Raw genomic sequence first — 11,832 nt, forward strand, 5'->3', positions numbered from 1 at the left:
CTTCTTGTGAAAGTTAAAGATATTGGCGAACAAGGTTTATTAGAGCGGTTACAGCGTTTTTGTCCGGCAGAAATTATCGGTGACGATGCAGCTGTAATATCATCATCGCCAGAACAATCTCTGGTGGTAACCACAGATATGCTAGTGGATGGGGTACATTTTAGCGATGCTACCACTAGTCCAGAAGATGTGGGGTGGCGATCGACTGCGGCTAACCTTTCTGACTTAGCTGCAATGGGGGCTAGACCGCTCGGAATTACCGTTGCCTTGGGATTACCTGGTGAGGTTCCTGTTGAGTGGGTAGAACGCCTCTACAAAGGCATGGATGAATGTTTGAAACTACATCAAACTCCGATTGTAGGGGGAGATGTCTGTCGTTCTCCAGTTATTACAGTTTCGATTACAGCTTTTGGCGAAGTGGAGCCAAACCAGACGATTTATCGCAATACAGCGCAAGTTGGAGATGCGATCGCCATCACAGGCTTTCATGGTGCTTCTCGTGCTGGTTTAGAATTGCTCATACATCCAGAAATCGGGCAAAATCTGAGCGATCGCGATCGCGCCTTTCTCATCCAGGCGCACCAACGCCCCAAACCCCGCTTAGATGTCTTACCTATTTTGCAAGAAATTTTAGCAGGAGATGTAGGGAAGGCAAAGAGAGCATTTAATTCCGAATTCCGAATTCCGAATTCCGAATTCCCCATTTCTGGCATGGACAGCAGCGATGGTTTAGCCGATGCGATCGTCCAAATTTGCCAAATGAGCGGTGTTGGTGCGAGGATCGATCGCGATCGAATTCCGATTCCTCCAGCTTTGTCTGATTTAGTTACCGCAGAACAGGCTGTAGAATGGGCTTTGTATGGCGGCGAAGATTTTGAGTTAGTTCTGTGTCTACCTCAACAACCAGCTGAAGCCCTGATCGAACATTTGGGTGAAGGAGCGGCAATTATTGGCGAAATCACCGCAGAATTGGAAATAATACTATGCGATCGCACTAACAAAAACCCCGACCGGATTCTCAGCCGCGATCGGGGGTTTCAACATTTTTAATCGTCATTGGTCAATTGTCATCTGTCATTTGCTTTTAACTAACGACCAATGACTAATGACAAATTCCTATTTCCAATCTCTAGCAACTAACTCAGCTAGATCTAACACCCGTTGGCTGTAGCCCCATTCGTTGTCATACCAAGCCATGACTTTAACTAGGTCGTTGCCCATAACAAGCGTCAAGCTAGCATCAACGATGGAAGAAGCATCGTGACCTTGGTAATCCGAGGATACTAGCGGTAGATCGCTATATTCTAGAATACCCTTGAGGGAGCCTTCAGCAGCTTCCTTCAACGTGGAATTGACTTCTTCAGCAAAGGTTGGCTTTTCAACCTGAGCAACCAAGTCTACCATTGAGACGTTAGGAGTAGGAACGCGCAAAGCAACACCGTTCAGCTTACCTTTCAAGTCTGGTAGTACCAAAGCCACTGCTTTAGCAGCACCAGTAGATGTAGGAACGATGTTCATAGCTGCGGCTCTTGCCCGTCTGACATCGCGGTGGCTGGCATCGAGTAATCTTTGATCCCCAGTGTAGCTGTGGGTGGTGGTCATCGTGCCTTTGATGATGCCGAATTTTTCGTGCAGCACTTTGACGATGGGCGCTAAGCAGTTCGTGGTACAGCTAGCATTACTTATGATTGTGTGCGTTTCATGCGCGTATTCGTGATGGTTTACGCCATAGACAAACGTACCATCATCATTTTTACCTGGAGCCGTGATCAGCACCTTCTTTGCACCAGCGTTCAAGTGTTTGGTTGCCCCTTCCCGACTGGTGAATACACCTGTCGATTCGATAATGAGATCGATATCCCAGTCTTTCCAAGGCAAGTTCTCTGGATTGCGATCGGAGGTGCATTTAACCGTCTTACCCTTGACGATAATCGAATTTTCATCTGCGCTGATGTCGATGCCTTTTAAAGTCCCCAACATGGTGTCATACTTCAGCAGATGAGCGTTGGTCTTCGGATCGGAAGTATCGTTGATCGCGACTATTTCGATATCGCTGCTGTCTCTCAGAAGCCAGCAACGCATGAAGTTACGTCCGATCCGCCCAAAACCATTGATTGCAACTCTAATCACAGCGTCTTGCCCTCTGGTGTAGTGAATTAAATACCTATTATTGACAATCGATCATATCGCAAAGGGCGCTCTATTCTAAACTAGCTTCAGTGACATTGACAGAAAAAGCACACAAATCATTGGGATCGTTATGTATATAACTGCCGATCGCCAATATAGATTCTCACTGCTTCAGGGACAAAGTAGCGAATCGAACGGCGATCGCGGCAGTATTGCCTGACTAAGCTTGCCGAAATTCCTACTAAAGGTAGATCGATAATTCGCCAGCGAATGTATGTTGATTCAGTGGCTAACTGTTGTGCTACCCGATCGCATAATACCTGAATTGGGGGACTTTCTGACTCATATAATGGACGCGGAGCGACTAACCACTCGCAAGCAGGGGCAATTTCCTGGCGATGATACCAACGGGGTAAGGTGAGAAACGTGTCTAACCCTAAAATCCAGTACCAACAACTATCAGGGTAATTTGCTTGCAGTGCCTGCAAAGTTTGGCTGGCATAGGTGGTTTTCATAAAAGTATCCGATGGGGGTGCGATTTCCCAATCACGACGATCTGCGATCGCCTGTCGTACCATTTCCCACCGATGCTGAAATGGTGTCGATTGCTTGTAGTGTGGGCGAGAATTGACTACCCAAATCACCTGTTCTAATTCAACTTGACTGCAAGCACTCTCAGCAACCAACAAGTGTCCCCAATGTACCGGATCGAAAGTACCGCCGAAAATGCCTATTTTGTCATTTGTCATTTGTCATTCGTCATTTGTGAGTAGCTAGTAGCTAGTGGAACCAGTGGCTAGACTCTTTTCTAGACACCAGCCACTAGTCACTAGTCACTGTTACCTGAAACACTCCTAAATGTTCTTCTCCTTGGCGTTCGGGAACTGAATTTGTGACGGGTTCGAGGGAGAGAATTTCAAAGTCTGGAGTAAAGTGGTTGCGGATCTCGGTTGGAGTGCTGCCGAAGGGTGGTCCACCTGGGCGAGAATGGGTGAAGAATAAACCGATGAGTCGTCCTTGAGGTTGTAATATTTCTCGGACTAATTTGACATAGGCTAGGCGCTGAGATGGGGCGATCGCGCAGAAGCAAGTATGTTCTAATACATAGTCAAAATAATGGGGAAACTCTGCTGATAATTCAAAGATATCGCGCTCTAAGAATTTTGCCGAACTACCTGTTGCTTGAGCTAATTCCGTTGCTGAGGCGATCGCACTAGGAGCAAAGTCAATTCCAATGACATCAAATCCATACTGTGCAAATAGTAAGGCATCATAACCGCGACCGCAACCCAAAGCTACCATCTTACCAGGTTTTGGGGCTTGAGGAGAATTTAATAAACTGACAAATGGTGGTGCGGCTTGTCCGATATCCCAGCGTGCCGTTCCTACTTGGTAGCGGTTTTCCCAATATTCTGAATTTGTCATTGATGAGTGGTTGGTGGCTGATGACTAGTGGCTAGATTCAATTCTAGTCACCAGCCACTAGTCACTAATAACTGTCAACTGTATTGCGAATATTGGTCTTGCGGTTCCGTTTTTAGCATTCCAAACAGGAAGCCGAGAACAGCACCAAACAGAAAACCGCCTGCGTGCGCCCAATAAGCAATACCGCCGCTTTCCATGCCAATATTAGTTCGAGCTTCTAAACTGGCAACACCGTAGACGGCTTGTTGTAAAAACCAAAATCCCAGAAAATAAAAAGCAGGGATGCGGACGGCGGGAAAGAAAAATCCTAGTGGAATCAGAGTCAAGACTTCAGCTGTGGGATAGCGGAGAATGTACGCACCCATCACTCCCGCGATCGCCCCACTTGCACCCAAGGAAGGAATACCAGAAGATTGAGAAAAGAACCATTGTGCCAGTGCTGCCAATACGCCGCAGGCAAGATAAAAAATTAGATATTTGACGTGTCCTAAACGATCCTCAACGTTGTTGCCAAAAATCCAGAGAAACAACATATTGCCTCCCAAATGCAACAATCCTCCGTGGAGGAATTGGGAGGTGATGAGGGTAATCCACTCTGGTACGGGTTGATTTACAGTAATTCCGGCAAAACTAGCTGTTAACTCTCTAGGAACGACAGCAAATAGATGAAAAAAACCATCTAATTGTTGCGGTGGCAAATCTGCCTCGTAAATAAAGGCGAGAATATTAGCTGCAACCAGTCCATAAGTGACGTAGGGAACGATCTTCGTCGGGACGTTATCGCGGATGGGAACCATGACGCTTTTTAGCCAAAATTGATGAAACTAGCCACACAGTAGCGGATTCCACCAAAAATTGCTTCTAGCCTACAGGTAGATTATCAGTGACCAGTGACCAGTGAGAGTAGGTAATGGGTAATGGGTAATGGGTAATTGGTAGTTTTCTCCCTTGTCCCCCTTGTCTTCCTTGTCTCTTTCTTCCCCGACTCCTCAGTTTTGACTTTTGACTTTTAACTCTTGACTTTTCTAAGCGACTTGCTGCGGTTGCATGGTAGCTTCTAAGGCTGCGAGTTCTGCTAGTTGTGACTCAATTTGATCGCGGACGATTTGGCGATAATCGACGAAGTGTTCTAAGTGGGCGCAGTTGATCAGATAGGACTCAAACACGCTAGGATTATGCCGCAACATCGAAAATAATTGCCGCCAAAATTGCCAGCGCGTATTTCGCTTAATTCCCTGTCGCCAACAGATAGTTAAGATGGCGCGTATTTCAATCAAACCTGGCATCCGCAGCTTTTTCTTCAGAGATTTCGGTTTCATGAGCCGGAAGTGGCGGTAAACTCTAGCTAAGTAGCGACTGGGTTCGTACAGTTCCCAGAAACATCTAACATACTCTTGGGCAATGTCTTCTACAGGACGGGTAGGAATAAAATTGATCAGGGTTGTTTGGTGAATATTTGCTACTCCCCTACCTTCGAGTAAACGTCCTTCTTTTTGAAGGCGATGCCACAAAGCAGTATTTGGCAAGGCTTGCAGCATACTGAATAAAGCTTGAGGAATTGCAGTTGCTTCCACAAAATCGATAATGCGATCGCCTGCTCCAGGTTTTTCGCCATCAAAGCCCATAATAAAACCAGCCATGACTCTCAATCCCACTCGATTAATTTTTTGCACTGATTCAATCAGAGAGTTACGAGTGTTTTGAAATTTCTGTGTTAGTTCTAAGCTATCAGTATCTGGCGTTTCAATTCCTAGAAATACGGCGTTAAAGTTAGCCGCAATCATCAAATCTAAAAGTTCTTCGTCTTGGGCTAAATCTACCGATGCTTCGGTAGAAAAGCTAAAAGGATATCCTTTTTCTGCCATCCAAGGACCAAGTTCTTTTAATAACAGCTTGACGTTGCGTTTGTTGCCGATGAAATTGTCATCCACCATAAAAATCGATCGCCGCCAGCCTAAATCGTACAGAGTTTGCAATTCTGCCAATAATTGTTGCGGAGATTTAGTACGTGGTTTACGTCCGTACAACACGATAATGTCGCAGAATTCGCACTGGAAGGGGCAACCCCGCGAAAATTGCACGGACATATCGGCGTAGGCACTTAAATCTAGCAAGTCATATCTAGGAACTGGTGTGGTTGTGACATCAGGCTTCTCACCGTTAGAGCGAATAGTCCCAGAAGTCTCGCCTCTTGCCAATGCCTCTACTAGCATCGGTAAGGTAATTTCGCCCTCATCCAATACTAAAAAGTCTGCCCCAGCTGCCTTGGCTGCTTCCGGTACGGAGGTGACGTAGGGACCGCCAACAGCGACTAATTTTCCATATCGCTTTGCTTCTCTAATTAGATGCAGCATATCTGGTTTCTGGACGATCATCCCTGAGATGACAACTAAATCTGCCCATTCCCAATCTGCTTTTGTTTCAGATCTCACGCTACGGTCTACGAGGCGAAATTCCCACTCTTGAGGCAAAATTGCTGCCACTGTAATTAGTCCCAGTGGAGGCATTGCCACTTTACGACCAATTAGTTCGATCGCTTTATCAAAAGACCAAAATGATTTGGGAAAAAGAGGATATAGGAGTAAAACTCGCATTTAACACCACCCCTTGCAACATATAAATGGTTGCATTATTGTTCCGATTGCCTTTAAGTTGCGCCGTTTTAAAACTGCAAATAATTAATATTGTTTTTACCAGCAGGTTTAATTGAGATTACTTTAGCAGCCTATGTTACTTTATTAAACCTAGTGCTACTAAAAATTGCGTAAATGTAAGCTGGGCATTGCCTATGATATGAGATCCCCCTAAATCCCCCTTAGCAAGGGGGACTAAGATTTAGATCCCCCTAAATCCCCCTTAGCAAAGGGGACTAAGATTTAGATCCCCCTAAATCCCCCTTAGCAAAGGGGGACTGAGATTTAAACTCCCCCCTTTTTAAGGGGGGTAGGGGGGATCGGCTAACTAACGCTAGCAGTCGTCTGTTCTGTCAGGTAGCTAGGGAGAGAACGACGCAGACGATCGCCATATAACTCTAAGGCATTACCTCCTAGCAATAACCCTAAGTGTTCGCGATCGTAATCAGCGACTCCCGCTGCATCTTTGACGCAGTTTTCCAATACACCATCCCAGTGTCCGTAGTCTCCAGAGAAGCAAGTTAAGTGCTTGCCAATCTCACCCATTGCTACGGGTAAGTAGGCGGGTGCGGGGTCGTCGGATTCAAAGGAAGTAAAGATTTGTCCCCGTTCAAAATATTCCATCGGGTCGCGATGGCGCAGGTCATAATGCTCGTACAGGCTAGAATCATCGATCTTGGCGGGGTCGTGTTCGGCATTCCACAATAGATCGAATAGATTCTTGGTCATGTTGATGATGTTAGCGCGATCGCGTCCTTTGCGTTCTTGCAGCATCAATTTCGTAACATCCATCATCGAAGGACGATAAGGATTTTTGGGATCGAAATCGCGGATGCGTTTTTCCCAATGTTCGTGGAAAGAATGAGCGAGATCAGGTAGCCAGCCACAACCGCCTTCTAAAAAGCCAACCCGCAAGGTGGGAAACTGTTCAAATGCCCCATCAAATACCATCCGCGCCAAAGCGTGCTGCTGTTGGTTGCGTTGGACGAAGATGTGAGTCAGGACAAAAGTTTCCATGTAGTCAGAAATTCCGCCCATCATGTAAGAACCTGGACCACCGTGGATTCCCAGTGCAATATCTAAATCTACTGCTGCTTGTAGAATTGGTCTGAAGTCAGGATGGCTAATTGGCTTACAACTGCGGATATCGGGGAAAGCCTGGGGTGCTTTCGGGTGGGGAATCGGCATATTTGGGGCGACACCAACGCCAATCATCCCTAGTTCGTTGACGCAGCGACGCATTTCGGCGACAGCCGCATCGACATCTTGTAGAGGTATGACACCAATTGGTTTGAGGCGATCGCCATATGGACGACAATCTTCGGCAATATAGTCGTTATAAGCCCGACATAGGGCGATCGCTAAGTCTTTATCTAAGATGCTAGAAAATGTCAGGTTGAACGTACCGAAAATTACGTGTACGTCTACCCCTTCCCGATCCATATCTTCAATCCGCAGGCGGTTGAATGTTGCGCCCCAAGTAGTTGTCGGGTGTAAGTTACGAAATCCACCTTTCCCCATGCCTTGAGGCTGGGGAAACATCCGCGTTAGATCGTTTTTGCCTGTAGCGGGGTTAAAATCGACTACCCGCGCCCGCTGATCGCCCAGACTATCGATTACCATCCCCACGCGATCGCGATACTTTGGCTCTAGATAATCCCGCATGACTAAGGGATTTTCAAGCTTGTGGGCATCTGCATCAATAACTGGTAAACCTTGATACATGAATTTTCCTCAAATGTCTTAAGAGTGAGTAGCTATCAATTACTTCTGACTTCTGACTTCTGGCTTCTGACTTGATTGAAATAGCTCCAAAGTTGACGCAAGCCAAACAAATTCTCGAACGACCAAGAAATCGAAACGGGAATCATAATTCCGCTGCGGTACTTGACAAATGCAGGTTTATTCTTCTCAAAAAATGCATGTCCGCCGATCGCGAATACTTGTGTCAGTACCAGACAAACTAGCGTCCATCGCCAATCGTAGAACAGCAATACAACCGCCGATATCGCCAGTAAGACTGTTAAATGATGTAAAAATATGTTGATCGGGTTCTGATGACTCGCTATGAAATATGCTTTAGCTTCTTGGAAGTAACTCAACTTAACATTCCTCCAGGTACGCCGCACGCCAACTTTAAGCTGTATTGTAAAGATATTAACGATGCTATTGCCAAAAATTTCTACTACTGTAATATTCTTCTAAGATTTTGTGTCTGACCGAGTCAATAGCATAAGTCTTTATACTCCTGCGTGCCTTACAGTTCGTTGTGTTCGGGCTGTTGCTTCATTATTTTTGCAGTTTAAATATAATGCATATAAGATATTTGCATCATTATATTTTGCCTCGCTTAAGTATTACACAGAAGCGTTTTTCGAGCGGCGATCGCCACTCGAAAGCAGCAGACACAAACTGACCCTTGTATTAAACCTAATTTACCTAGCTTTACCAAAGCGGTATTATGACACTTCAGGGATTGGCATTGGTGAGTGGTGCGTGGTGAGTGGTGCGTGAAACAGATTGTACTTACTCCTGACTCCTCAGTTTTGACTTTTAACTTTTGACTTTTGACTTTTTCAAAGCTTATATCCAATTTGGCGTAAAAACTTGTGTCGTGCTTGTACGTCCTCAGCGTTCTCTACACCTTTGGGGGAAAATCCGTCTACAACACCCAAGATTCCCCGTCCTTGTTGAGTTTCTGCTAGGATGACTTCTACTGGATTTGCTGTCGCGCAATGGATATTGCAGACTTCCTGGCATTGTTTGATTGCATTGAGGAAGTTAATCGGGTAGGCTTGTTTCATCAGAATCACGAAACTGTGTCCTGCCGCGATCGCCTGAGCGTTCTTAGTAGCTATACCTTGTAGTTCTTTATCATTTCCGGCAGTGCGGATCAAACAGAGACCAGAAGCCTCACAGAAAGCGATCCCAAATTTTGCTTGGGCAGAGATCCCGACGACAATCTCGTATAAGTCTTCCACAGTTTTAATAAAGTGACTGTGACCGATGATAATATTGCTACCTTCAGGAATTTCCATCGCCACAGATTTGAGTTCCATTTTTCCCTCCTCAGTGTTGCCCGATCGCAGTCAATTCCGAATACTTTATGATGACAAGTAGAGCGATAAATCAAGCAGTTAGTTTGTAGAAATCTCATCTCGATCTAGAATTTGAGTTTCTTTTCGTGTTTCCCAAAATAAGCGATCGCCCGCTGGTAATTTTGACATATTTTGCTGGTGCTCTATTCTATATGTTCGAGAAATTTTACATACTCTATTAGCTCCAAATACGTTAGATGTATAAGCTACCTTGAGATGGATATAATAGACATCCGAATGAGCAATTTGGCGAACGATTTTTTGCAGTTGCGCAGATTCGGCTGGAATAAATAACCTTTGTTTATAACCTCTGGTTTGACACCATTGAACCAAATCATCTTCTGGAGGAGGGGGAAAACCTTCTAATGGTTTGAGTCTAGCTAATTCTGCGTATTCGTAAGTAAACCATCTTTCGCGATCGAAATACCAGCGATCGCTCCGAGCCACACTCACGGTAATATGAACATCGTTAGCAGAAATTTTGTCACTTTCATTGAAAAGACTACAGCTAGGAAAGATTCGATTTGGCAACCAGTTGAGTTCTGCTCTTAATTTAGGATAGTTAGCAGCTGCAAACGTTCTTCTTGAGTTCCAAAAATTGCCCCAAGTGGCGACGACTGCCAAAATAGAGATACAGAGAGCAATATATTCAGTAGGAAATGCCTTCGTACCCCACTTGACAGCAAACTCAATCATGGAAAAGTCAAAAGTTAAAAGCTAAAAGTCAAAACAATTGAACCTATAGTTGAGCAGGTTAGATGGACAAAAGTTTGTCGAGCAATCTATCGTAAAGAAATTAAACGATCGCCTCTACTGAGATCTTCGCTTGCTGTTAATACTTCTTGTCTCGCCCAACGATCTGCTGCTACGATGTCAGCTAAAGATGGAGTCGAACAATTATCAGATGCATGGCGATCGCAAACTAGCTCGATACAACGAGGAATATCTAAAAAGCGGATTTTTTCTTCTAAAAATAAGGCTACAGCTTGTTCGTTAGCTGCATTTAAAACTGCTGGCATCGATCCACCCGCACGACCCGCGCTATATGCTAATTGCATACAAGGATATTTCTCGTGATCTGGGGCTTTAAAAGTTAAACTACCAATTTCTACAAGATCTAATTGCTTCCAGTCAGTATAAATTCTCTCTGGGTATGACATGGCATATAGCAACGGTAAACGCATATCTGCCCAGCCTAACTGTGCTAATACAGAAGTATCTTGTAGTTCGATCAAAGAATGGATAATACTTTGGGGATGAATCACAATATCTATGCGATCGTAATCTAATCCAAATAAGTAATGAGCTTCAATCACTTCCAATCCCTTATTCATCAACGTCGCTGAATCGATCGTGATTTTCCGTCCCATCGTCCAGTTAGGATGTTTTAAAGCATCGGCAACGGTGACATTTGCTAACTTATCTATAGGTAAATCGCGGAAAGAACCCCCAGAAGCCGTGAGTAAAATTCGCCGCAAGCCACATCCCGGTACGCCTTGAAGACACTGAAAAATTGCCGAGTGTTCTGAATCTGCGGGTAACAGTTTAATCCCGTATTTTTCTACTAATGGTAAGACAACAGGACCACCCGCAATCAGAGTTTCCTTATTTGCCAAAGCAATATCTTTACCCGCCTCAATTGCAGCAATTGTTGGTAACAATCCCGCACAACCGACAATTCCCGTCACCACACTTTCGGCATCGCCATAGCGGGCAACTTCTACAATACCCTCTTCTCCTGCTAATAGAATCGGTTGTGGGTCGAGATCTGCGATCGCCTCCTTCAACTCTGATAACTTATCTATATCGCAAATAGCAGCAATACTCGGCTTAAACTGTCGAATTTGCGCCGCCAGCATCTCTACATTGCGTCCAGCCGCCAACCCGACAATCCGAAATTGGTCGGGGTGCTGTGCCACAATATCCAGAGTTTGAGTACCAATAGAGCCAGTCGATCCCAGGAGAGTAATTGCTTTCACGATTGTTTCAGAATTAGCAGCAATACCACTTTATCAGGGAGCAGGGAGCAGTGATTAGTGGCTGGTGGCTAGTGACTAGCCACTAGGCACTAGTCACACCCATTACTAATTTCTGTTTACATTGTTACCAAAAACTTTAATTTATATCAAGATTTGATGAATTTTTTTCAGAAAAGGGTCTATGCTCACAGATACAGGAGCAGCTAGAAAAAAACTTTGGGAAATTAGGTGCGATCGCGGTTTGGGTGGGGAGTGGAGTTAACTTTGTCAAACTTCGCTAATGAGTCACTAGATTTAATTGCTCTTTAACAGCAGGAGATTTATATGACCCAAGAACATGCTGCCCGCTTTTTTAAAGCCGTACTGCAAGACGACGCATTGCAAGCTAGACTTAAGGCTACAACTGAACCAGAAGCTTTCATTCAGATTGCATCTGAGCGAGGATACAAATTCACAGTTGCTGAATTGGATGCTCAAATTAGCAAGTTAACTCCTGAAGAGATGGCTGCGGTAATCAACCCAGGAATTTCCCCACGACGGCGTTTAATGCCTAGATAATGTCCACTT

The 11,832-nt window shown here is 44.9% G+C and carries 12 protein-coding genes; 2 read left to right on the top strand and 10 right to left on the bottom strand.

The window, feature by feature from the left end; translation table 11 throughout:
* Positions 1-6 precede the first annotated feature (6 nt).
* Positions 7-1,050, top strand: a complete 1,044-nt coding sequence (gene thiL / locus C7Y66_RS03105) for a thiamine-phosphate kinase (RefSeq protein ID WP_106544423.1) — start codon at positions 7-9, stop codon at positions 1,048-1,050.
* A gap of 66 nt (positions 1,051-1,116) precedes the next feature.
* Here the strand turns inward: thiL and C7Y66_RS03110 are convergent, their stop codons facing one another.
* From C7Y66_RS03110 to dxr, 10 genes are all read right to left on the bottom strand, one after another.
* Positions 1,117-2,130: a type I glyceraldehyde-3-phosphate dehydrogenase gene (locus C7Y66_RS03110; RefSeq protein ID WP_015156647.1), complete on the bottom strand. Its 1,014-nt coding sequence runs from the start codon at positions 2,128-2,130 to the stop codon at positions 1,117-1,119.
* 128 nt (positions 2,131-2,258) lie between these two features.
* Positions 2,259-2,879 (bottom strand): nicotinate (nicotinamide) nucleotide adenylyltransferase, encoded by a 621-nt coding sequence (nadD, locus tag C7Y66_RS03115; RefSeq protein WP_106544424.1) that lies wholly within the window; start codon positions 2,877-2,879, stop codon positions 2,259-2,261.
* Positions 2,880-2,952: 73 nt separating this feature from the next.
* A complete protein-coding gene (locus tag C7Y66_RS03120) occupies positions 2,953-3,555 on the bottom strand; it encodes a methyltransferase domain-containing protein (protein ID WP_106544425.1) in 603 nt (200 codons plus the stop codon).
* Positions 3,556-3,629: 74 nt separating this feature from the next.
* A complete protein-coding gene (locus C7Y66_RS03125) occupies positions 3,630-4,352 on the bottom strand; it encodes a rhomboid family intramembrane serine protease (protein ID WP_106544426.1) in 723 nt (240 codons plus the stop codon).
* A gap of 228 nt (positions 4,353-4,580) precedes the next feature.
* Positions 4,581-6,149 (bottom strand): B12-binding domain-containing radical SAM protein, encoded by a 1,569-nt coding sequence (locus tag C7Y66_RS03130; protein ID WP_106544427.1) that lies wholly within the window; start codon positions 6,147-6,149, stop codon positions 4,581-4,583.
* A gap of 363 nt (positions 6,150-6,512) precedes the next feature.
* Positions 6,513-7,913: an amidohydrolase family protein gene (locus C7Y66_RS03135; protein ID WP_106544428.1), complete on the bottom strand. Its 1,401-nt coding sequence runs from the start codon at positions 7,911-7,913 to the stop codon at positions 6,513-6,515.
* Positions 7,914-7,948: 35 nt separating this feature from the next.
* Positions 7,949-8,290: a DUF962 domain-containing protein gene (locus C7Y66_RS03140; RefSeq protein ID WP_106544463.1), complete on the bottom strand. Its 342-nt coding sequence runs from the start codon at positions 8,288-8,290 to the stop codon at positions 7,949-7,951.
* Positions 8,291-8,764: 474 nt separating this feature from the next.
* The gene (locus tag C7Y66_RS03145; protein ID WP_106544429.1) at positions 8,765-9,247 is read right to left on the bottom strand and encodes an adenosine-specific kinase; all 483 of its coding nucleotides are present in this window, start codon (positions 9,245-9,247) and stop codon (positions 8,765-8,767) included.
* Between the two features lie 78 nt (positions 9,248-9,325).
* The gene (locus tag C7Y66_RS03150; protein ID WP_106544430.1) at positions 9,326-9,982 is read right to left on the bottom strand and encodes a hypothetical protein; all 657 of its coding nucleotides are present in this window, start codon (positions 9,980-9,982) and stop codon (positions 9,326-9,328) included.
* Positions 9,983-10,068: 86 nt separating this feature from the next.
* A complete protein-coding gene (gene dxr / locus C7Y66_RS03155) occupies positions 10,069-11,265 on the bottom strand; it encodes a 1-deoxy-D-xylulose-5-phosphate reductoisomerase (protein WP_106544431.1) in 1,197 nt (398 codons plus the stop codon).
* Between the two features lie 324 nt (positions 11,266-11,589).
* Here dxr and C7Y66_RS03160 point away from each other — a divergent pair, with 324 nt between their 5' ends.
* Positions 11,590-11,823, top strand: a complete 234-nt coding sequence (locus C7Y66_RS03160) for a Nif11-like leader peptide family natural product precursor (RefSeq protein WP_015156636.1) — start codon at positions 11,590-11,592, stop codon at positions 11,821-11,823.
* The last annotated feature ends 9 nt before the right edge of the window (positions 11,824-11,832 follow it).

Origin of the sequence: Chroococcidiopsis sp. CCALA 051 (assembly GCF_003015105.1) — a bacterium.
Lineage (GTDB): Bacteria > Cyanobacteriota > Cyanobacteriia > Cyanobacteriales > Chroococcidiopsidaceae > Chroococcidiopsis > Chroococcidiopsis thermalis.

What these genes read in the sequence shown, in the direction of transcription:
- C7Y66_RS03150 (WP_106544430.1), bottom strand. Translation starts at nt 9,982, where the DNA reads ATGATTGAGTTTGCTGTCAAGTGGGGTACGAAGGCATTTCCTACTGAA.
- C7Y66_RS03145 (WP_106544429.1), bottom strand. Translation starts at nt 9,247, where the DNA reads ATGGAACTCAAATCTGTGGCGATGGAAATTCCTGAAGGTAGCAATATT.
- C7Y66_RS03120 (WP_106544425.1), bottom strand. Translation starts at nt 3,555, where the DNA reads ATGACAAATTCAGAATATTGGGAAAACCGCTACCAAGTAGGAACGGCA.
- nadD (WP_106544424.1), bottom strand. Translation starts at nt 2,879, where the DNA reads ATGACAAATGACAAAATAGGCATTTTCGGCGGTACTTTCGATCCGGTA.
- C7Y66_RS03125 (WP_106544426.1), bottom strand. Translation starts at nt 4,352, where the DNA reads ATGGTTCCCATCCGCGATAACGTCCCGACGAAGATCGTTCCCTACGTC.
- C7Y66_RS03135 (WP_106544428.1), bottom strand. Translation starts at nt 7,913, where the DNA reads ATGTATCAAGGTTTACCAGTTATTGATGCAGATGCCCACAAGCTTGAA.
- C7Y66_RS03130 (WP_106544427.1), bottom strand. Translation starts at nt 6,149, where the DNA reads ATGCGAGTTTTACTCCTATATCCTCTTTTTCCCAAATCATTTTGGTCT.
- C7Y66_RS03160 (WP_015156636.1), top strand. Translation starts at nt 11,590, where the DNA reads ATGACCCAAGAACATGCTGCCCGCTTTTTTAAAGCCGTACTGCAAGAC.